Genomic DNA, 20732 nt, shown 5'->3' on the forward strand with positions numbered 1-20732 from the left:
ATGGCGACCAGTCGTTATCCGCACAGCCTTGCGCACCCCAACGGGTTCCGCACCGTGACCGTCTATTCCCCCGAGGAGGAAAAGGCGGCTATGGCCCAATTCGCCGATTTCCGCCGCGAGAACAACGAGGCGTTCGAAAAGGCGAAGGCCGGCGAACCGATCTCGCGCCGGACACGCGCCAATGGATGAGGGCGAGATGAATGGGGAGGGGGTGTCTGCCGCCCCCTCATTCCCGGGATATCCGATCACGCGCTTCAACCCTGTCTATGGGCGCCGTCAGTTCGCCACGCCGAACGACTACGTGGCCGCCGGTGGTGACGACGGGGATTGGCGCTTCCTGTCTGCCGGGGCCGCCGATCAGGCACGCACCCACACGGAGGCCGTCCTGGCCATGCGCATGAACGAGGAGCGCGCTCTGGCGGCGCTGAAGGAGGGCGGTAACGTCGTTTCCAACAGCGTTCAGGCCGATGAATCGGCGCGATCGGGCTATCCCGAACCTGGCGTCGTGACGGGCGTCTGATGTCCGGAATCGCCTCATCGGCGGGTGCGTCGGGAGGCGTTCCCGGCTCAACAGGATACCTCGTCTCCGATCTCGTGGGGCTCGCGCTCCGCCAGATCGGTGTCGGTGCCATGGGCACCACGCCGGGACAGCAGGATATCTCCGATGGAGTGATGCACTTAAACATGCTCCTGGCCAAATGGCAGCAGCAGCGGTTCATGGTGCCGAACCTCGTCGACCTTCCCCTAATGAGTACCGGGAAGAGCGTCTATTATATCGGCCCCAGTGGCGATTTTGATGTGCTGAACCGGCCTGCGCGCCTGGAATCGGCATACGTGCGATTGGCTTCAAGCCCAGGGTTCCAAGCGTCCGCTTCGGCCGACTTTGAGCCTGTCCAATTTGATGACAGCGATTTCAACGTCGGTTCCGATGGTCTGAATGGCGCGAACGGATCGGGTCCACTCGATTTCCCGCTCGCCATCATTTCATCCTATGAGGATTACGCCGCTATCGGCCTTAAGGGCCTGCGGACGTGGCCGAGCGCGGTCTACTACAGCCCGGCGTTTCCCCTCGGGGAATTGCGGTTCTTTCCGATACCCGTGGCCGGTCTTTGGGAATTGCACGTCATCGTCAAGGCTCAAATCGCAACGCCGGTTTCGGCAACAGATCCGATCGCCCTTCCTGATGAATATTGGGACCTGCTCATGTGGACGCTCGCGGTGCGTCTGGCCCCTTCTTACGGGCAGGAGGTGAGCCCGACAGTCGCTGCGATGGCCAAGGCAGCCCTTCAAACGGTTCGTTCTGCCAACACCCAAATTCCAAAACTTCAAATGCCGTCTTCCCTCGGGCCTCGCAGCACATCTGCGGTCAATCCGTGGTGGATTTACACAGGAGGATTCTGACGGTGGCGCTTTCTCCGCTGACCCGGATGGTCAATCTTGCTGAACTGCAAGAATATCTTGATGAGATGCCTGCCAACAACCCGGCCGGGACGGTAGGGGAGCCGGGCATCGCCTTCGCCAATGACCAGACATCTGGGCTGTTCCGGTCGGCAGACGGATCGATGGGCATTGCCCAGGGTGGAAAATCCGTTTTGAACATCTCACCTGCTGGGGCGATTGATATAAGCGTCGTCGCTGCCGGCTTGACCACACTGATCGCTTTGTCTCAACGCTTCGCTTTTCTGCCGCTCGCGCAGGACCTGGGCGCGGTTGGCGATGGCGTGACGGATGCGAGTATCGCCCTGATGAATCGTGCCGTGACGGCCGCGTTTCTTCCTCCGGGCACCTATCTGGTCAACCAGTCCTGCACGATCTCCATGCAGCTGGTCTTTTCTCCAGGAGCGATGCTCAAAATCGCAGACGGATGCACGGTAACCCTCTCGAACGTGGTTGATTCCGGTCGAGAGCAGCCAATTTTTGCGTTCGGTGCTGCGCGCACTGGCATCGTCCAAATCCCGAACAGCTTCGTATCGCTGGGCTGGTTCAGCATTGCCCGCGACGGTAGCCAGGACGTGGGGCCTGTGGTCAATTCGCTGATCGCGAGTGCGCCTGCGCAGGGCAGAACAATCTACGTGCCCGACGCCTCACGCTATCTCATCGCGACCACGATCGACATCCAAGGCAAGCCTTATATTACGATCAGGGGAGAGGGGCGCGGAGAGCGCAGCAATGTTGATTCGTCCGGAGTGTGGGTAGGCGGCGGATCGCAGTTCGTCCTCGGTCCCAATGTCGGGATCGGGATCACGGATAGCCGGCCGTCGGGGACGTTTTCGCGCACCTCAGGTCTAGTTCTGCAGGATTTTTCCATGTCTGGATATTCCGGCTCGGCCGTGGTCCAGACTGGCATCTCCATCCAACGGGATGGCGACGGACTGATCCTCGACAAGCTGAATCTCATCAACTTCAACGGAACAGGTTCCGGCAGCTGTTGCGTCAATATCTATGCACAGGACACTGCCGCGATCCGCGATTGCTGGATGGCGGAAAGCACAAACTGTCTGGCCATCGGAAACTGCATCGAGACCTCCGTGGAGGGGTGCCAGCTTGGCGCCCAACCAACCGGCGTGACGATCAACTGCTCAAATGGAGTTCGCGTTCTTGTTTCCGGCTGCAATATCTTCCCGGATGGGCAGGTTGCAGTTCTGTGGACCAACATGCAGTTCTCGCAGATCTCGGATTGTATTATCTCGACCCGGTTCACCGGCGCCATCGTGCTCTACGGCTGCGTGGCATGTGAGATCAGCAGCTTCATCCTGCGCGCCCCGAACGATCTGTCTACGAGCTGGACAGCCGGAAAGAGCCAGTGGGCCGCGACGAATTATGATCCGATCAACCGCGACGAGCTTACAGGGCTCATCTACCTTGATGGCTCGTCGAACGATAACGTGATCCGAGACGGACAGGTGTGGTCCTATATGGACGCCACGAACGCAACGGGACTGCGCATCAAGTCCGGTGCATCGGGGAACCGTGTCGTTAACCTCAAGTTCGCGGGAAGCGCTGCCTTCGTTGGGAGCGCGGAAGTTGTTGCGATCGAGAGCGGGGGGGCCGCTGGCGTCACTTACCTGCTCGATAGCTGCCTCTCTACCCAGGCTACGGTAGCCGGCAGCGTGGTGACACGCTATTTGGCCGCAAGCTGATGCAACGCATCAATCTGTCGGGCGGCTCATACGATGCGCGCGCTACCTCGGTGGCCGCGCAGCGCTGCCTCAACCTGTATGGCGAACCGATTCCCCAAGATGACGGGGAACCTATCAGATTCGCCTATTATCCTACGCCCGGCCTTCTGGTGGCGGCCCAGGCGGCCGGGGCGGGGCGGTGTGCCTACCAAACGACGCAGGGAGATGCTATTTTTGTCGTTGGCGCATCTGTTGTCCGCCTCGGGCCAGACGGCTCCCTCTCGGAGATCGGGCAAATTGCTACCGGTAGCGCGCCAGTCAGGATCGCAGACAACGGGACAACCCTTTTTATCGTGGATGGGACCGCGGGCGCCGGATGGTATTGCGCAATGCCTCCGAAGCCAGGGGCTATCCCGTATGGAGAAATGCAGCAGATCGGCGATTCTGCATTCTACGGCTCGCCGACCATTTCTGTTCTCGACACCTTTTTCCTGTTCGTGAACCCGGGGACCACGAACTGGTACACATCGCCGGCACAGTTTTCAGACGAGACCACGACGCCATTCGATAGCCTCTACGTGGCCAGCGATGCCACGAGCCTGGGAACAATCATCGGAATCGGCGTGCTGGGCCAGTATATCTGGCTATTCGGGCGCAACCAGATTGAGTTCTGGGCCGATTCTGGCGCATCGGATTTCCCCTTCGCGCGCGTGTCCGGCGTGACTGTCGAAGCCGGGTGCATAAGCCCATATTCGATCGCTAATGTGCCGACGACAGCCAACACGCCAAACGGCGCGATAATGTGGTTGGGCCGAGACCGATCCGGATATGCGCGGGTCTATCTCGGGCAGCAGACATCTGCCGTTCCGGTATCGACCTTCCCCGTCGACGGGGCGCTCCAGGCAATGGCCAATTTGGCGGGAGCAGTTGGAAGCGTCTACCAGCAGGATGGGCATGTCTTCTACGTGCTCACAATTCCCGGCCAGTCATCGTCGTGGGTTTTCGATGTGTCGACCGGCCTGTGGCATGAGCGTTGCTCGCTGGATGCTGCAGGAAATGAAGCGCAGATCCGCCCTCTGTTCTGGACGCAGGCCTATGGAAAGATCTGGGCGGTCGATCGCGACAACGGCGCCGTTTACGAAGTGTCGATGGAGGCGACCGATGATGCGGGCGCCCCGATCAAACGGCAGCGCGCATTCCCCCACCTGCTGACCAACGGACAGCGCGGCATTCACCGCCAGTTCATGCTGGACATGCAGAACGGAGCTGGCCAGCAGATCGCGGTGGATTGGAGTGACGACCGTGGTGCGACATTCTGCTCTCCACAGGCATTGACGCTTGGTATGACCGGGAATATCTGGCCTACGCTCTGGCGCCTCGGTATGGCCCGAGACCGGGTATATCGCCTGACGTGGACTGATCCAGGAATGACGGCCCTGATGGGTGCGTTTCTCCAGATTGACCCGGTGCGCACATGACCGGTCCGCGCAATCTCTATACACCGCTGCCGATTCAGATTTGCAATTCAGACGGTACCCTGACAGCGCAGGGGCAGGCTTTCTTGCGGCGCCTATGGGAGCGCACTGGATATGCTCCAGGGACAGATGGATCATGGTCCTCAATGCAGGGGGATGTCGGGTCTCTGCTTTCTGGGTTGGCTTCCGCAGCAGCGTCCCAGGCCACAGCGCGCGCGGAAGCCGCGATAGCAGAGGCAACGGCCCTTCTTCTGGATGCCACAGCCCTCCGCGCCCAGGCCATATTCGCGATCAACGAGGCACGCGACGAGGCGCGGATTGCCCACCTGGAGGCGCAATCCATCCGTGTGGAGGCGAGGCGCGCGCTCGATGACGCCAAGCTATCGCTGGTAGCGATTTTGGATGCGCAATCAGTGCGCGCCGAGATGCGCAAGGCAGTCTCCGCTGGGGCAGCCGCCCGGCAGACAGCATCTGACGCGGCCACCATGGCAATCCTGAACGCGGCGCACGGAAGCGACTTTTTCTGAAAGGCATTGGACGACGCGTCTGATTCTGCTATTCTCATCGTCACGGCAGGCGCGATCGCCCAGGCGGCCAATTTCAGATGATGGCACGGTCCGTAGGTCCGTGATGTGCTGATGGCTGTTATTGCCCAGAATCTCCAGCCCGGGATTACCCTCGTCGCAACCGCCGAAACCATTGTCACGGCTGGTGCAGGGACGAATGTCATCACGAGCGCCGTGCTGACGAACCCTACTGCGGCTGCCGTGAGTGTCACGGTCCAGATCAAGCGGTCTGGAGGATCGGCCCTCGACCTCGTGCCCTCGCGCGCGATCCAGCCGAATGGGACCGATCTCCTTCCCGAACTGATCGGGCGCGTCCTGGGCAACGGGGATCAGATCCTAGCTTTGGGCGCCGGCCTCGTCTGCGTCGTGGACGGATATTCCCTGTCGTGATGGCGCCGGCTGACCTGCTGGGCATGGAGCTGCCGCCCCACGCGAAGATCTATCGCGAGGGGGATGTGCTGGCTGCCGTGATGCCGATCAGCGATGGGGCGTGGGAGGTTCATTGCGGCGCGGCGCCGGACCGGCGTGGGCGCATTGCCTTGGAGGCATTCCGGCGCCTGATCGCCCAGTTCTGGAGTGATTATCCAGATGCAATCACCCTGATCGGCGTGATGGAGGCGACGCACCGCGCCGCGCGGGTGAACGCCGTCCGGCTGGGGTTCATTCCGTTTCTCACTGACAACCTGCCGTGGCCTGATGGGTCGGTCCGGCTGACGGCTTGCTACCGACTGGAGAGGGCTCAATCATGAGATGGCTGCGGAACCACCAGCATGATGCGATGGCTGGCGTTTGCTTCGATGTTGGTGCTGCTGTCGGGGGCGCCGCGCAGGCTGCCGGCACTGTCGCCGCGACGGCGATGCAGGTCAGCGCCGAAAAGCAGGCCCGGCAGACGGCAATCAACACGGCCAACAGCGTCGCCCCGACGATCACGGACTCGGCCGACTATGCGAACAACCTGCTCAATCCGTATGCCACGACTGGCACGAACGCGATTAACGGCCTGTCGAACGGACTGACGGAAAGCTACCTCCAGTCGACGCCCGGCTATCAGTGGAACCTTAACCAGGGCGAGCAGGCCGCGACGAATAGCGCGGCGGCCCGCGGGCTGGCGAATAGCGGCGCCGCGCTCAAGGGGGCCGCGACCTACGCCAGCGGGCTGGCCGACAGCACCTATCAGAACCAGTTCAACGACACGAACGCCCTGGCGCAGGAGGGTTACAACGCCCTCAACCAGCAGGGCAACAACACCATGACGGCGGCCAACAATGCTGGCCAGATCCGCATGGAGGGTGCGAACGGGGCCATGGCGACGACCGTTGGGGCCGGGAATGCCCTTTCGTCTGGTATCTCCAGCTTGGGCAATACGGCAGCGCAATACGGCCTCTACAGCAGCCTCCTGAACGGCGGAAGCGGCAACGACACCTCCAACTACAGCGCCGGCGGCCTGTATTTCTGACGGGAGCAGATCATGGCCTTTGGTGGTTTCGATGCGGGTGCTCTCATGCCGACGCCGATCAAAACGGCGAACCCGCTGGAGATGGCCGAGCAAGCAATGAGCTTCAAGTCCGCGCTGCTGGGGAACCAGATCCAGCAGGCGGAATATGACGCCAGGCTGGCGCAGGGCCGCGCGCTTCAGCAGGCGACGGATGCGGGCGGCCGAACGGATTACGCCAAAGCCCGCGCGGCGATGGCGGCCGATCCAGCAGCGGCCTATGGCGCGGCTGAGGCATACTCGGCGCAGAACCGGAACCGTGCCGAGGATGTCCTGAACCAGGACGAGCAGCTTGCGTTCCAGACGCACGCCAGCGCAGCAGCGGCGGACGGCATGGGACGCGTGATCGCTGACCCGTCCAATGCCAACGTGAAGGGATATGCTGCCTTCATGTCGCGCCTGACACCGGCGGCCGCCGGACAGATCGGCACGATCGCGGATCAGGTCATGGCTCTCCCGACCAAGGGGCAGCGGGTCGAGGCCCTGAAGGCAGCCTTCACCGCGCATATGGGTCAGGAGGCCAGCAATCGCGTGTTCGGCGCACCGACAGTGGTGGATGACGGGAACACGATCCAGAGCGGAACGCAGGCGGCTGCGATGGATGGGGGCGCATTCACGCCGACCGGGGGCGTGCAGCGGCAGGTGTCGCCGGAAAGCAATGCTCATCTTGTGCCTGTCACGATGAAAGACCCAGAAACTGGACAGATGATCACCGTCTATCGGCCTGCCGGCGAATTGCGCCAGACCTCTGGCCGCGGCAACTTTACCGGCCGCCGCGTGGACACGTCTGGGGGCGCCAGCGCGGAGCCGATGGCCGGAACGCCCACGGGGTATGACGCCCAGTATAAGACCGGCCAGGATGTGCAGAATGCCCTCGCGGGTCAGCAGAACGATGTTACGCAGAACGTCGCGACACTCCGCAATCTGGATTCTTTGCTCTCCAGCATCCCCAAAGATGCCCGCTCGCGCACGCTCAAGGATATCGCAAACAATCTCAGCAAGTTCGGGATTGGCGGTGAAAGTGCAGACCGTTACGCCACGCTGGCGCAGGAGATTGACAAGGCCGGAACCACGCTGCGTAAACAGATGATGGACGGGGGCGCTGGCTTGCATACGAATGCCGGCCTGTCCGACCTCGAGCACATCACGCCCGGAATGGAGATGACGCCGACCGCTGCCCGGGCCCTTACGAATGAGATGCTGACGGCAGCGCTCTATCAGAAGGGGCGCCAAGGCATCGCCAGTAGGACCAAAGACCCCACGAAGGTCATGCAGGCGCTTGCCGATTACGACCAGGCGTTCGACCCGCGCTTTGCCACGATCCAGCGCCTTGGGCCAGAAGAGGGGAGAGAATATGCACGCACGCATATCTCTGACCCGCGCGAGTATACCGCGTCCGTCCGCCGCATGGCCCAGGCACAGCGGGATAGGGGTTATGACTATGGCCTGACGTCGGCGCAAATCGAGCGCATCCTGGGCCCGCAGAATGGCCGATGACCTTCAGTCCTCAGTCGACCGGGCGTTTCGCGAAGCTTCGGCCCGTCACAACGTCGACGAAAAATGGCTGAGAGCGATTGCTCAGACTGAAAGCGGCGGTCGGCTGGATGCGGTGAGCCCGGCGGGTGCGGTCGGGCTGATGCAGATCATGCCCGACACCGCGCGCGGCCTGGGCATCGATCCCCGCGATCCGGTGCAGGCCATCCACGGCGCCGCCCGGATGCTGGACGAAAACCTGCGCCGATACGGCAACCCAGATGACGCCATGCGGGCATATAACGCCGGCACCGACCGGGCACGATGGGACAACGAACAGACGCGGGCATACCCCGCTAAGGTGATGGCGAACATGGCCGAGATCGCGAAGAGGCAGTCTGCGCGCAAGCAGCCGGATGTTCTGGACGACAGTGTTTACGGCTGGGATGATGCGCCCAAGGGTGGCGGCGCGGCGACCTTGGATGACGGCATCTATGGTTGGGACGAGAAGCCGTCTCCTGCCATGGCACGCAGCCAGCAGACAGGATCGGCGCCTGAGCAGTCGCGCCTTGGCAAAGCATGGACGGTCGCCAACGACACGGTGAACGCCGCCGGCCGCGAGATAGATAGAACCGGCGCGGGCGTGTCGCATCTTCTGGGCTGGCTCGCATCTGCTGGTCATCACCTCGACAATCCGGTGTCACGGACGGCAAACCGCCTGGGAGATTGGGTTGAAGGGCTCGAGAAGGCAGACGAGGAGTCGCGTGCGGGCGATTATGGCGCCGACTATTCGAATGCCCTCGGCACAGCGGCCGGCGCCCTCCTGTCGACAGAAATCGGAGGCAAGCTGGTGCGCCGAGTGGCGCCAGCCCTTGAGGGGAGTCGACCAGGGCGCATCGTCGCCAACACTTTGACGGGCGACGGGTCTACAGCGGCACGCTGGGCCAATAACGGACTGGCGGCCGGAGTGCAGACAGCGCTTGCTGGGGGAGATTGGAAAGACGCGGCTGCGCTCGGTATAGGGCTCGGCGCCGCTGGTTCGGTTGCCGGGAGAGCGGGCGCCCACCTGTCTGGCGCAGCACGGCGCGTAGGCGACTATCTCGGCCCGGAAGGCGCACGGATGCGAAGTGCAGAAGGGACGCCTTCAGCCGCCGGCGCCGCAGAGGGAGAAGCGCGGCCGGGGGCGGCATCGGCCAGTGAGCAGCGCGCAGAGGAGCGGGCACAGAAAAAGGCAGCATCGAATATCGGGGCATTCACGAGCCCAGATAAGGCAGCCGATGCGATCATGCGCGCTTTCTCCAGCACGGACGGAACGCGCCTCTATGAAGCGCTGGTCCCGGGCGTGTTCCACACTTTGGCGACCAGAAACCGCGACGTGAAGATGGCTGGGCTCGAGGACAATCTGCGCGATCTGTATCCGGATGCTTTCCGGGCTCTGGATGCCTCGAACGGCGACGCCTATGTGCGCCATCTGCGCGAGACTGTCGGGACGCCTGAGCAGATCCAGAAGATGGAGGTGGAGCGGTCGGAGTTCGAACGGGCGCAGCGCGAGAGCGCATTCGCAAATGAGGAGCCAGTTTCGACCGACGATCTCCACTCGATCCTCGACCGTCACATTGCCGACAGCCGGGGCAATGAGCCAGTCAAAGCGGCGCTGAACAAGGCCAAGGCTGCGCTGACGGATGCCTCGGAAGAGGATGGGACCGCGATGCCCTCCAACCTGTGGAATGTGCGCAAGGCCATCGGATATGGCCTTCAGCAAGCCGCCGCGTCCGAGTCCGCGCATATGCGCGCAGCCGCCTCGCGGCTCTCGCCGTTCATGGAAGATCTGGCCGAGAAGATCGACCATGGCGCGCCTGGCTTCCGTGATTATCTGAGCGGATATTCCAGCAGATCAAGCGATATCGGCAGCCTTCGCTTTCTCCAGTCGCGCGGGTTGACTCAGGCAGCGAACGATGCGCCGTCCGGAGAAGCCGTCAATTACACAGCACTCAAGAGGCTGATCGGCCAGATCGACAAGAACGAGGTGTCTGTTTCCACGAAGGGAACCGATGCCGTCACGCCGGCGCAAGAAGCGCGCCTGCGGGCCCTCTATCGGGATATGCTGGCTGAGCGAGAAATGCGCGAGGCCGGGCGTTCATCGGGCGCATCGAAGACGTTCAAGGCGGCGATGACGCAGCGGGCGAAGGAGGTGCGGGGAGGATTCACTGGCGGTCTCCTGGCACCAGTAGCTGCGGCGATCGGGGGCCATGAAGGGGGCGCCTTTACTGGCGGCGCGCTCGGGGCGGCCCTACATGGCGGCAACACCCTTGTCAGCCATGCACTGGCGAACCGGCGCATGACGAACATGGAACGCACGGATCAGAAGGTCATCACACGGTTGCTGGGTGGATAGCCGCAGCAGTCAATCACATGGCGTCTTCGGGATGCCCATTCGATCCGCGCGCTGGACAAGCCAGATGCGGATCAGCATGGGGAAGGCCATAGGGAGCGCCATTATCAGCGCCTCGGCCTGCGGGTAATCGAACTCAGCCTGCAAGAGCAGGGCTATCCCGGCCCAGCCCGTGATGTTGATGACCCAATTGCCCAGGCAGTAAAACGCCAGAATGCCCAGAACAAAAGGGAGCCCGGCGAGGCCGGGAATAACTTCAGCTACGAAGCTGGTCCAATCTTGCATGCACCGGTCTTATCGCGGCGCTCACCTGGTCGTCACATGAAATATCGGTTGTTTATCGGCAACTCGTATTCACATATGAGCCGGCAGCATAGGACGAGCAGTTCACCGTTGCGCCCATGCTGCCCATTTGCGGGACAGGCGCTTGGTAGACTGGGGCCGGCTGCCGGCCACCGAAAACGGCTTGATAGGCGGCTATCCTGCGTTCAGCAGCAGAGTTTTGATCATCTGTCTCTTTCTCTCGCAGATATTGGGACTCGCCGGCGTTAATCTCCGCTATCTTGAGCTTCAACTGCTCGACGCCCTCTTGAGGGGAAACTTCCCTGCGATCTATCTTCCCTGCGAGATCAGATCTCGCAACTGAAATCCGCTGTGCATAAGAATAGTCGCCTCTTACACGGGCTGTATAATTGAACATAGCTGTGTTTATGCAGCGAGCACGGCGGGTGTAATTTCCTATCTGCTCTGGTAAATTCTTTAGGCAGTCATCCCGCTCTGTGGCCATCGCATTTAATTCTGCCCGGTTTTCCTCTTTGCTCGGCCCATTGCCGGATTGAGCACATGCAGACAGACCGAAGGCCATAATCCCCAACACAATCCGCCGCATCACCGTCTCTCCAAATTGTAATGAAACGTCACATAGAGAGGTGGATGGGTCAATGGCCCAGGCGTTCCTTTACGGCCTCAACTTCCGACTTCAGTCGCTCGATTTCGTCATAGAGATCGCTGAAATGCTTCCATAGAGCGCGGTTTCCGAATTCCTCATCGGAAGTCAGCCGCTCCAGGTCATCTATCCTCTTGTCCGCCCCGCTCAGCGTAGATTCCAGACGCGCCAGGATCTCGGCCGTCAGTGTGATGCCATGCTGGGCAGCCTCGTCTTCGAGGCGCTTCCTTAGCGATGGACTGAGTCTCAGCTTGAACCAAGTGTCGGATGTGGATTCGCTCATGGGCGAACTATGGGTACATTTTGCCTTGACTGCTACGGGCAATCCATGGTCATGATTTGCTCGTTAGAACCGAGGAGACCATGACGCAGCAAATTCACTTCAAGATCCCCATGCCGGACGATGTGCGGCAATGGCTGGATCGCGCAGCACCGCGCGCCGAGCGCAGCAGGGGAGCGCATGTCATCTTCTTGCTTCGGCAGGAAATGGAAAAAGAAAAGGCGTCGGACACCGCCCTAGGAAAGCAGTCCGACGCCTCTCAGCAATGACCACGGAAGGACATCACGCGATGACGCATAACACGTCTCTGACCATTCTTTCCACCAAGATCCGCCAGGATGAGGAGGGGCGCTACTGCCTGAACGACTGCCACAAGGCAGCCGGCGCAGATCCGAACAAAGCTCCATCCGAATGGACCAAAAGTGCGCAGACAAAGGCGCTTATCGAGGAACTTTCTAACTCGGGGAATTCCCCGAGTAAGCCTTTCTCATCAAAGGAAGGGCGCGGCGGAGGCACCTACGGCAGCGAAGAGCTTGTGCTTGCCTACGCCCAGTGGATCAGCCCAGCGTTCCATGTCCAATGCCTCCGCGCGCTGCTGACCATGATGAAGGGCGAGCCGGGCGCAAGTCCCACGAAGCGCTCGATCCGCAAGCCTTCGCTCCGCATGACGTTCCGCACTGGCCACGAGATCGCCAAGCTGATGGGGTTGGACGACAAGACGGCCGGCATCAAGGCTGGGCGGTACTGCCTGAAGAAGTGCGGCGAGAACCCGCTAGAGGATATGGGGCTGCTCTATCAGGACGCCCCGGAACAGGATCGCTTCATGACGGCGACGAAGGTGGCCGAAGCGCTTGGCATGGCGGGTGGTCGCCTGGGAGAGCGAGGAAACGCGCTTCTGGAAGCCGCCCTTCTTCAGACCTACTCACATGTGAAAGGGAAGAAGATCTGGACGCCGACCGAGATCGGAATGGCCTATGCGCGCCTGTCGGACGTTGGGAAGGCGCATGCCGACGGGTCAGTTCAGACCTACCTCTGGTCATCGCGGGTGATCGAGATCCTGAAGCTGCATGTGGATCTGAAGGGGATGCCGGAGATCACGCGCCGCCCTTTCGCTCCGAAGCGGGAGGCAGCGGCATAGTCCTGCTGGCCGGGCCGGCGCGGGCCCGGATGGCGCGCGTGGAACTGTCCAACGCGCTTCTGCGGGCGAACTCGACGCTCATCGTCAGGGCTGAGGTCCCGCCCGAGCACATGCGCAGGATGCTGCGCGACGCGGCCAGCGCAGTCATGCAGATGTGGGACGACCTGCATCAGGGGGTGATTGCGTCGACATAATCATGATAAATGAGATTGCAAGCTGGAGATATTTAGCTTGCAATTTCTCTCCAGAATATTTTATGCAAGCACACGAAGAATGGAGCTTGCAAATGTCTGAGAGTAAGAAGCCTAGATCTGTTCCATCCAGGGCGAATGGAGCCAAAGCTAGATCAGATTCGCTAACCCCTGAACAAAGATCTGAAATTGCAGCAAAGGCTGCCCGCGCCTCTGCGAAGGCTAGATCGAAGCCTATCATCAAGGCGACGCATGGAAGAGCTGACCACCCTTTAAAAATTGGCGATTTGGAAATCCCTTGTTATGTCCTAGAGGATGGGACGCGCGTTTTAACGCAGTCTGGCGTTCTCAATGCGATGTCTCTTCCTGATCGCGGAGGATCCGAAGGGCGTACGAGACTAGCCCGATTCTTTGATGGTCAGGCATTTTCTCCTTATCTTTCTAAGGAGTTATCCGATAGTACGAACGACCCGATTCGCTTTCAAACGACGAGTGGGGTCATAGCTTACGGGTTCCCGGCGGAGATGCTGGTTCATCTGTGTGAGGCAATATTAAAGGCAAGGGATGAGGGTCTGTCTGGACGATACTCCCGTGTCGTTGTCCAGGCAGACATCATCATGCGCGGCTTGGCACGCACGGGGATTGTAGCCCTTGTCGACGAAGTCACGGGATACCAGAGAGATAGACCACGCGATGCTCTCGCAAAGATTTTCGAGGCATTCGTAAGCAAAGAAATCCAAAAATGGATCAGGAGATTTCCCCCTGAGTTTTATGAGCACTTGTTTAGGCTCAGAGGGATTCCTTATTCTATCGAACAGGGGCAAAAGCGTCCCGGATATTTTGGTCACCTTACCAATGATTTGGTTTACAAGAGGTTAGCTCCTAACATTCTTGAAGAGTTGAACAGAATTAATACAGTGGATCCAGAGACAAAAAGGAGAAAAACAACACACCATCAGAGGTTGACAAACGATGTTGGCATTAATGCGCTGAATTCTCACATCGGTTCCGTTGTTGCTTTAATGGCTATTACTCCCGATAAAAAGTATGATGAGTTTGTTCAGCTTCTCGACAAGGTTAAGCCTCGCCTCAACGGGCACGACGCAGAAGATTTTGACACCTAAGTTTCTTGAATAAAGGGGCGCTCGAATGCGGGCGCCTTTTCTCACATAGGAGGCCGCGATGATATTCATGCGTTTTCGGACAGAAGCTCCAGAGGGTAGCGAGGCTGTTCGGGCGATAGCACGCCTCGTGAATGTCGCTGCGCTGTCAGTGGGAATGGTCGCGGTCTCATGGTGCGTGGTCTACGTGCATACCCATTGGTGATCCTGCGCTTGCGTGCCATTCCCCATCCGTACTAGAATCCGTTCACGGCGATGTCCCACCGGACTGACGGCGGCCAAAATCCGATGTTCGTGATTGTGCCCCGATGCGCCGTTTCTCTGCCTATTGCCGTACACTGGTCGCGCCTTGACGGACGCGACATGCGCTGATCCGCGCCTTGAGGATCACGAGCGCCGGCTGACGGATCTTGAGCGTGGCCAGACGCGCATCGAGGCCGGGCAGCGCGACCTGTCCAACAAGATGTCTGAGATGCACGGCGAGAACCGTATCCGCGCGGAGCACCTGGATCGCACCGTTGGCGTCATGAGCGACCAGTTGAGTGCTCTTGCCAGCATGCGCGGCTGGGCCAAGTGGGCGTTCGTCATCGGCGGATCTTCGTTCGCCGGCTCGGTGCTCTCTCATTTCGCGACGCTTCCGTGAGCGCTGGCGCCGACATCGCAGCCCGCACGGCCTGGGCCGAGGCGCGCGGCGAGGGCATTGCCGGGATGCAGGCGGTGCTGAACGTCATCGCGAACCGCGCGGCACGGCCGGGCTGGTGGGGCCATGACATCGCCAGTGTGTGCCAGGCGCCGCACCAGTTTTCGTGCTGGCTGCCCGGCGATCCGAACGGACCCGAGGCACGCGCCGTCACGGACGACGATCCCCTTTTCCGATCCGCGCTGTCCATGGCCGGGCGGGCTGCATCTGGCGATCTGCCGGACCTGACCCGCGGATCGGACAGCTATTACGCGACCACCTCGACGCGCCCGCTATGGGCGGCCGGTCGTGTCCCTCAAATCATCATCGGCCACCACGCATTTTTCCGCGTCGGCCTGACTGGAGATGGCAAGTGAGTAAGATCCTCGATTACGTCCGGCAGCCGACCACGCTGATCGGCCTGAGCCTGACCGTGGGCGCGGTGGTGGGCAACCTGTTCGGCGTCCTTTCCGAAACCGTGGCTGGCACGATCCTGAGTGCGACGCTTCCGCTGTGGGTGTCGGACACGTCTGCCCAGGCGAAGGTCGCCGCGATCGAAGGCGTCCTGACCACCACCACCCATGGCCTGGTGACGACCAATCCCGCAGCCAAGACGGAGATCAAGACCAATGCGTAACTGCAACATCGTCCTCAAGGACGGATCGCGACGCGCTTTCCTCGGCCGCGCTCTCCTGGCGCCGGCAGCCGTTGCCGCACTCGCGGCACTTCCGGGCTGTACCGTGACCACGTCCGGCAACGTAACCACGATCACAATCAACGTCGCCCAGGTGAAGGCCTACGGCACGGCAGGCATCAATGCGGTTACGACGATCCTGTCGATCGCCGCCATTGCATCGGCCATCGGCGCACCGGCGGTAGCGGTGATCGAGACCTCTGCGGGTGCTCTCACCGCATCTTTGGCGGCGTTCTCCGCGGCTGCGGGGTCGAGCGTCACCGTCAGTTGGGACGATACCTCCTTCCGGACGGCGATCAATTCGATCCTGGCGGATCTGCAAACTGTTGCGACCGATCTGGATGGGGCTGTCACCGGAGCGGAGACCAAGGTCGCATCCTCCGACCTGTCCACCGCGACGACGGCGTTGGATGCCCTCAAGACGATCGTTTCGGTATTCGAGGGGCTGCTGTCCGTCTCGGTTGGCCGCCGTGCCAAGCTGCGCCCAGTGCGCATGACCATGACCGAGGCGCAGGCGCTCTCTATCCTGCATGTGGTGCCGTGACTGTTCGCATCCGCCTCTACCGCCCAGCCGACTTGGCTGGGCGACTGATCGCATGGCGCCTGGAATCCTGCTGGTCGCATGCCACGATCGAGTTCGACGGGACGATCTACAGCGCAACGGTGCCGAGGATCGTCGCCGCCGGGCTGGATGATCCGGTATTCGGTATGCCGCCCCGGTCGGGCGAGACGGTCGAGATCAAGCTGTCGGATGACGAGGCGACGCGCGCCTTGGCCTATTGCCGGTCGATGGTAGGCACGGAATACGACATCGCGTCGATTATCGCCTGGGCGCTCCGTATCCGGGCCCTTCAGTCGCCGAAGCGCGTCTACTGCTTCGAATTCGTCTATGCGGCGCTAGCTGCTGCCGGCGTATTTCCCGAGAGCAAGTGCTTGGTGACGGGCGATCAATTGCTGGTCGACCTCTATGCGGCTGGCCGAATCGAGGACGTCCCGCTCGGCACTTATCTCCGCGCTTCGCGGCAACGTGCGCCCGTCAGTGCGCGGGCGCCGAGGATCCACGCATGATCAATCGCAAGCTCGGCAAGCGCCCGGCCAAACACGATCCGCGCACATATCGCCTGGCGCCGGTTCTGGCCGGGCACCTGCCGGCGGCCCCCGAGGCTCACGACTGGACAGTCGGCGTGCCGTTCGAGATGTGGGGCAACGACCGATTCGGATGCTGCGCGTTTGCCGCGCAGGCCGCGCATCTGGCCATGTGGACGCGGGCGGCGCAGGCGGTCACGGTCTTGCCGACCAGCACCGTCCTGTCGAACTATGCCGAGGTCACGGGCTTTGACCCGACGACGGGCGCCAACGACGACGGCACGATCCTGCTGGACGAGCTGAGCCACTGGCGGCGGGATGGCCTCGTGCGGCCAGGCCAGCCAGGCCGGGACTATCTGACTGCCTATGGCGCAATCGATCCCCGCGACCGGGACGGCATCAAGCGGGCGGTCTGCTTCCTCGGCGGCGTGCTGTCCGGTGTACAGGTGCCGAATGGCTTCCTGTCGCTGCCGCTCGGCGCAACGTGGGACTGGAACGCGATAACCGATCACGCGCCGGCCGGCGGACATGCTATCGCGATCGGCGGCTATGACTCTGCCGGGATCTTTTTCAACACCTGGGGAACGCGGACGTTCATGCCGTGGACGACGTTTGAGCGGATCGCAGACGAGGCATACGGTCTGCTCAGCCGGCAGAACTGGCTGACGATTCCCGGCCTGTCACCGCTGGGCGAGGATGTTGAGGCGCTGGTTGCGGAGATGCGGGCAGCTTAGCGCTTCTGCCCTTGGAAATGCCCAGACGAATGGGGCTGCGCCGGAGGCCTCCGCGTTATGAGCGCGACGAGCTACCTGACTGCTCTACCCTACGTCATGTGCTGGGGTCGATGAGCGTGGCGTTGTAGCCCTATCAGGGTTGTGCTTACCGCCATCTTCCATCAGGTCCACGCCCTAACGCTTCGCTGATTACTTTTGGGAGGAATCATCTACCCGCAGCCCGAGCAGAATCGCACGGATGGGGGAGGGATACAAGGGGGAAGCGGGCACCTCGAATGGAGATTGGGCACCTTCTGGGCAGAACTGAAAATGACTCCATGTAAGTTATTGTGATATATATGTAAATATCAGTATCTATACAACCTTGCCAAGGTTGGGGTCGTGGGTTCGAATCCCATCGCCCGCTCCAGATTTCTCTAGGAAATCAGTCGGTTAAAGCGGCCCTTCGGGGCCGTTTTTTGTTTGCGCGGCCGGCTCTGTCCGGCGATGCAAACCCCCTTGTAAGCATCAGAATCGTAGAGCCGGACACACTGCGTGTTGGCGGATGGGCGTCATCTCAAACGCCGCCGTCTCCGTGCTGCCGGCCAGGCAGAAGCGGCTGCTCAAGGCCGCGCCGATCCCCTGCGTGGTCCGCGACGCCGCGACCCAAGGAACCGGGCAGGGTCGTACGGCGCGGCCTCGGGGACGGTATCGCCGCCGACCATCCGCCCGATCAACTCCGCGGTCCATGGCGCGCTGACCAGCCCCAGATGCCCATGGCCCGTGGCGTAGAACACGCCCCGCGTCGAGGGCGAGGGGCCGATGACAGGCAGACAGTCCGGTGTCGACGGCCGGTTGCCCATCCAGTGCCGGACCGTGGAAAAGCCCCCGATTTTCACGAGAGGCAGGCCGTCGCGCAGGCGATCGAGCAGGATACGGGCCCGCCGCCAGTCGGGCGCTGCCCCGTCGGGTGCGAATTCCACCTGCCCGGCGGCACGCATGCCCCCTTTCATCGGGGTGATACCGAATTTGAGGTCCGACATCATGACGGGAACGGGCGGTTCATCCGTCACGCCGGGAATCTGGACATGATAGCCGCGCTCGCTCACCAGCGGGACGGAATCCCCCAACATGGCCCCCAGAGCGCGAGAGCCCATCCCGGCTGCAACGACGACGCCGTCGCAGGCCACGACCCGGCCCGCCGTGCTGACGCCGCGCACCTGCCCGGCCTCCGTCACGAAGCCATCGACATGCCCGTCGGCGAAGCGCACGCCCTGTTCGCGTGCCAGCGTGGCCAGGGCCGCCACATAACCCCCCGGATCGGCGCAATGAGCCCCATCGGAAATCTGCGCCGCGAAACCATATCGGGGCCCCAGGCCGGGGCACGCCGCTTCCAGCGCCGTACGGTCGAGCGTACGCCAGCGCACGCCGTTTTCGCGCCGGAGCTGCCAGCCGAAGGCATCGGCCTCATAGGCGGCCTCATCCGGATAGACGATCAGCAGCCCCTTGCGCTGGATCAGTTCGGGAACGCCCGCTTCCGCCGCCAGTGCCGCGTGCCGATCCGGCGCGTCGGCCAGGAATGGCCGCAGGGCCGACGCGATGGCGCGGGCGCGGGCACGGGTGGCGCCACAGGCGACAAAGCGCAGCAGCCACAGCCAGATATGCGGCAGGGACGAGGGGCGCAGGCGCAACGGGCCCTGGGCATCCAGCAGGTAGCCGGGCAGCTTCTTCCACATGCCGGGCATGGAAATCGGCACGACGGACCCCGGACTCAGCCATCCGGCATTGCCGTAGCTCGCGGCATTTTCCGATCCCGGCGCGTCGGTGGACAGAAGGGTGACGTCATGCCCCATGCGACGCAGGCGCAGCGCAATCGTCACGCCCACGGCCCCCGCGCCGATGACGACGAGCCGCGCGCCCCACGCTGGCGGAGCAGCCATCAGGCTTTGCCCATATGGAAATGTTTCAGGAACGTCCGGGTCCGTTCTTCCCGCGGGTCTTCGATGACCTGCCGCGCCGGACCCGATTCCACGATATGTCCGTCCGCCATGAAGACGACGGTATCGGCCACGTCCCGTGCGTAGGACATTTCATGCGTGACCACGATCTGGGTCATGCCCGCCTGCGCCAGGTCGCGCATCACGCTCAGGATCTCGGCCACGCGCTGCGGGTCGAGCGCGGATGTCGCCTCGTCGAACAGCATGACCTTCGGTTCCATCGCCAGGGCACGGGCAATCGCCACGCGCTGCTTCTGGCCGCCGGAAAGACGCTCGGGCATGGTGTCGGCAAAACTCTCCATCCCCATGCGCTCCAGCAGCGGACGGGCAATCCGCTCGGCCTCGTCGCGCGACCGGCCACGCACGAAACGCGGGCCCGACATCACGTTTTCCAGGACCGTCAGGTGCGGAAACAGGTTGAAGGACTGGAAGACCATGCCGGCTTCCGCACGGAACGCCGCCATGGAATTCGTGCGGTGGCGCGATGCCCCGGCGCCGAACCGCATCGTATGGTTGTCGATCGTGACCGACCCGGAATCGGGAGCTTCCAGAAGATTGACGCAGCGCAGCAGCGTGGATTTTCCCGATCCGCTGGGGCCGATCAGGGCAAGCACATTGCCTTGCGGCACCCCCAGCGAAATGTCCTTGAGCACGTCGCGCCTGCCGAAGCGCTTGGACAGGTTCACGATGTCGATCATCAGGGGTTCCCTAGCCATGACGCCGACGCTCCAGCAGCCGCGCGCCTTGCGTCATCGGAAACAGGATCAGGAAATAGATGATGGCGATCGTGGTATAGACCTCCAGCGGCTTGTAGGTGGCGGAGGAGACCATCTGTCCCTGATAGACCAGGTCGGGAACGGTCACGACCGAAATCAGCGACGTGTTCTTCAACTGCAGCACCACCTGGCTGACGAGCGGGCCGGTCATGCGCCGCAGGGCCTGCGGCATGATGATCCGGCGCATCATCGTGATTGGCGTCATGCCCAGCGCGGCGGCGGCGTCCCACTGGCCGCGGTCGATCGAATCCAGTCCCGCTCGAAAGATTTCGCTGTAGAACGCCGCGCCGTATAGCGACAGCGCCAGCAGTGCCGCCGTGGCGGGCGACAGGCTCAGCCCCAGCACGACCGGCAGCGCGTAATAGCACCATACAAGTTGCACCAGGGCCGGCGTGCAGCGGAAGATTTCGACGACCGCGCCGGCGGGGATGGACAGAATCTTCCAGCCGCTGCGCCGCGCCAGCGTCAGCAGCAGGCCCGCGGCCATGCCGATGATCGCGCTGGCAAGGGTGAAGCCCAATGTATATTCAAGACCGATCCTGAAAAGAGACCAGTATTGAAGGATCGGGCCGAAATCCCATTGATAGGTCATGA

The 20732-nt window shown here is 62.0% G+C and carries 27 protein-coding genes and 1 tRNA gene; 22 read left to right on the forward strand and 6 right to left on the reverse strand.

Features of this window, described 5'->3' with window-relative positions:
* The 11 genes from HLH35_RS12185 to HLH35_RS12235 all read left to right on the forward strand — a co-directional run bounded on the left by HLH35_RS12185 (position 1) and on the right by HLH35_RS12235 (position 10520).
* Positions 1-189 (forward strand): hypothetical protein, encoded by a 189-nt coding sequence (locus tag HLH35_RS12185; RefSeq protein ID WP_182979395.1) that lies wholly within the window; start codon positions 1-3, stop codon positions 187-189.
* Positions 182-520: a hypothetical protein gene (locus HLH35_RS12190; RefSeq protein WP_182979396.1), complete on the forward strand. Its 339-nt coding sequence runs from the start codon at positions 182-184 to the stop codon at positions 518-520. The genes HLH35_RS12185 and HLH35_RS12190 overlap by 8 nt, the downstream gene beginning before the upstream one ends.
* A complete protein-coding gene (locus HLH35_RS12195) occupies positions 520-1401 on the forward strand; it encodes a hypothetical protein (RefSeq protein WP_182979397.1) in 882 nt (293 codons plus the stop codon). The genes HLH35_RS12190 and HLH35_RS12195 overlap by 1 nt, the downstream gene beginning before the upstream one ends.
* Before the next feature lie 2 nt (positions 1402-1403).
* Positions 1404-3140, forward strand: coding sequence for a hypothetical protein (locus tag HLH35_RS12200; RefSeq protein WP_182979398.1), 1737 nt, complete (start codon positions 1404-1406; stop codon positions 3138-3140).
* The gene (locus HLH35_RS12205; RefSeq protein ID WP_182979399.1) at positions 3140-4597 is read left to right on the forward strand and encodes a hypothetical protein; all 1458 of its coding nucleotides are present in this window, start codon (positions 3140-3142) and stop codon (positions 4595-4597) included. The genes HLH35_RS12200 and HLH35_RS12205 overlap by 1 nt, the downstream gene beginning before the upstream one ends.
* Before the next feature lie 143 nt (positions 4598-4740).
* Positions 4741-5121 carry a hypothetical protein gene (locus HLH35_RS12210; RefSeq protein WP_182979400.1) on the forward strand — a complete coding sequence of 127 codons (381 nt, stop codon included), beginning with the start codon at positions 4741-4743 and terminating at the stop codon, positions 5119-5121.
* 111 nt (positions 5122-5232) lie between these two features.
* Positions 5233-5550: a hypothetical protein gene (locus tag HLH35_RS12215; protein ID WP_182979401.1), complete on the forward strand. Its 318-nt coding sequence runs from the start codon at positions 5233-5235 to the stop codon at positions 5548-5550.
* Positions 5547-5909 (forward strand): hypothetical protein, encoded by a 363-nt coding sequence (locus HLH35_RS12220; protein ID WP_182979402.1) that lies wholly within the window; start codon positions 5547-5549, stop codon positions 5907-5909. The genes HLH35_RS12215 and HLH35_RS12220 overlap by 4 nt, the downstream gene beginning before the upstream one ends.
* On the forward strand, positions 5906-6616 hold the full coding sequence (locus tag HLH35_RS12225; RefSeq protein WP_182979403.1) for a hypothetical protein: 711 nt from the start codon (positions 5906-5908) through the stop codon (positions 6614-6616). Before HLH35_RS12220 ends, HLH35_RS12225 begins: the two co-directional genes overlap by 4 nt.
* 12 nt (positions 6617-6628) lie before the next feature.
* Positions 6629-8149: a hypothetical protein gene (locus tag HLH35_RS12230; RefSeq protein WP_182979404.1), complete on the forward strand. Its 1521-nt coding sequence runs from the start codon at positions 6629-6631 to the stop codon at positions 8147-8149.
* Positions 8139-10520: a lytic transglycosylase domain-containing protein gene (locus HLH35_RS12235; protein ID WP_182979405.1), complete on the forward strand. Its 2382-nt coding sequence runs from the start codon at positions 8139-8141 to the stop codon at positions 10518-10520. Before HLH35_RS12230 ends, HLH35_RS12235 begins: the two co-directional genes overlap by 11 nt.
* Before the next feature lie 9 nt (positions 10521-10529).
* Here the strand turns inward: HLH35_RS12235 and HLH35_RS12240 are convergent, their stop codons facing one another.
* The 3 genes from HLH35_RS12240 to HLH35_RS12250 are packed head-to-tail and all read right to left on the reverse strand — an operon-like array spanning position 10530 to position 11746.
* Positions 10530-10802 carry a hypothetical protein gene (locus tag HLH35_RS12240; protein WP_182979406.1) on the reverse strand — a complete coding sequence of 91 codons (273 nt, stop codon included), beginning with the start codon at positions 10800-10802 and terminating at the stop codon, positions 10530-10532.
* Between the two features lie 52 nt (positions 10803-10854).
* Positions 10855-11406 carry a hypothetical protein gene (locus HLH35_RS12245; RefSeq protein WP_182979407.1) on the reverse strand — a complete coding sequence of 184 codons (552 nt, stop codon included), beginning with the start codon at positions 11404-11406 and terminating at the stop codon, positions 10855-10857.
* Between the two features lie 49 nt (positions 11407-11455).
* On the reverse strand, positions 11456-11746 hold the full coding sequence (locus tag HLH35_RS12250; RefSeq protein WP_182979408.1) for a hypothetical protein: 291 nt from the start codon (positions 11744-11746) through the stop codon (positions 11456-11458).
* Between the two features lie 80 nt (positions 11747-11826).
* Here HLH35_RS12250 and HLH35_RS12255 point away from each other — a divergent pair, with 80 nt between their 5' ends.
* The 11 genes from HLH35_RS12255 (at position 11827) to HLH35_RS12305 (ending at position 17795) form a co-directional block, all read left to right on the forward strand.
* Complete coding sequence (locus HLH35_RS12255) at positions 11827-12012, forward strand: hypothetical protein (RefSeq protein WP_182979409.1); 186 nt, start codon at positions 11827-11829, stop codon at positions 12010-12012.
* Positions 12013-12032: 20 nt separating this feature from the next.
* Positions 12033-12881 carry a KilA-N domain-containing protein gene (locus tag HLH35_RS12260; RefSeq protein WP_182979410.1) on the forward strand — a complete coding sequence of 283 codons (849 nt, stop codon included), beginning with the start codon at positions 12033-12035 and terminating at the stop codon, positions 12879-12881.
* 38 nt (positions 12882-12919) lie between these two features.
* The gene (locus tag HLH35_RS12265; RefSeq protein ID WP_182979411.1) at positions 12920-13075 is read left to right on the forward strand and encodes a hypothetical protein; all 156 of its coding nucleotides are present in this window, start codon (positions 12920-12922) and stop codon (positions 13073-13075) included.
* Between the two features lie 2 nt (positions 13076-13077).
* Positions 13078-14196, forward strand: a complete 1119-nt coding sequence (locus tag HLH35_RS12270) for a P63C domain-containing protein (RefSeq protein ID WP_182979412.1) — start codon at positions 13078-13080, stop codon at positions 14194-14196.
* A gap of 346 nt (positions 14197-14542) precedes the next feature.
* Positions 14543-14836 (forward strand): hypothetical protein, encoded by a 294-nt coding sequence (locus HLH35_RS12275; RefSeq protein ID WP_182979413.1) that lies wholly within the window; start codon positions 14543-14545, stop codon positions 14834-14836.
* Complete coding sequence (locus HLH35_RS12280) at positions 14833-15249, forward strand: cell wall hydrolase (protein WP_182979414.1); 417 nt, start codon at positions 14833-14835, stop codon at positions 15247-15249. The genes HLH35_RS12275 and HLH35_RS12280 overlap by 4 nt, the downstream gene beginning before the upstream one ends.
* Positions 15246-15509, forward strand: coding sequence for a hypothetical protein (locus tag HLH35_RS12285; RefSeq protein ID WP_182979415.1), 264 nt, complete (start codon positions 15246-15248; stop codon positions 15507-15509). Before HLH35_RS12280 ends, HLH35_RS12285 begins: the two co-directional genes overlap by 4 nt.
* A complete protein-coding gene (locus HLH35_RS12290; RefSeq protein WP_182979416.1) occupies positions 15502-16110 on the forward strand; it encodes a hypothetical protein in 609 nt (202 codons plus the stop codon). The genes HLH35_RS12285 and HLH35_RS12290 overlap by 8 nt, the downstream gene beginning before the upstream one ends.
* Positions 16107-16634: a hypothetical protein gene (locus tag HLH35_RS12295; RefSeq protein ID WP_182979417.1), complete on the forward strand. Its 528-nt coding sequence runs from the start codon at positions 16107-16109 to the stop codon at positions 16632-16634. The genes HLH35_RS12290 and HLH35_RS12295 overlap by 4 nt, the downstream gene beginning before the upstream one ends.
* A complete protein-coding gene (locus HLH35_RS12300; protein ID WP_182979418.1) occupies positions 16631-17386 on the forward strand; it encodes a C1 family peptidase in 756 nt (251 codons plus the stop codon). The genes HLH35_RS12295 and HLH35_RS12300 overlap by 4 nt, the downstream gene beginning before the upstream one ends.
* Before the next feature lie 262 nt (positions 17387-17648).
* Positions 17649-17795, forward strand: a tRNA-Ser gene (locus HLH35_RS12305).
* Positions 17796-17988: 193 nt separating this feature from the next.
* Here HLH35_RS12305 and HLH35_RS12310 read toward each other — a convergent pair.
* From HLH35_RS12310 to HLH35_RS12320, 3 genes are read right to left on the reverse strand one after another with little or no spacing between them, the layout of a single operon-like run.
* Positions 17989-19305 (reverse strand): NAD(P)/FAD-dependent oxidoreductase, encoded by a 1317-nt coding sequence (locus tag HLH35_RS12310; RefSeq protein ID WP_182979419.1) that lies wholly within the window; start codon positions 19303-19305, stop codon positions 17989-17991.
* On the reverse strand, positions 19305-20078 hold the full coding sequence (locus HLH35_RS12315) for an amino acid ABC transporter ATP-binding protein (RefSeq protein WP_275944235.1): 774 nt from the start codon (positions 20076-20078) through the stop codon (positions 19305-19307). The genes HLH35_RS12310 and HLH35_RS12315 overlap by 1 nt, the downstream gene beginning before the upstream one ends.
* Entirely contained in the window at positions 20071-20730 is a 660-nt protein-coding gene (locus tag HLH35_RS12320) for an amino acid ABC transporter permease (protein ID WP_182979420.1), read from the reverse strand. The genes HLH35_RS12315 and HLH35_RS12320 overlap by 8 nt, the downstream gene beginning before the upstream one ends.
* Between the last annotated feature and the right edge of the window lie 2 nt (positions 20731-20732).

It is taken from the genome of Gluconacetobacter asukensis, assembly GCF_014174375.1.
Classification (GTDB): Bacteria; Pseudomonadota; Alphaproteobacteria; order Acetobacterales; family Acetobacteraceae; genus Gluconacetobacter; species Gluconacetobacter asukensis.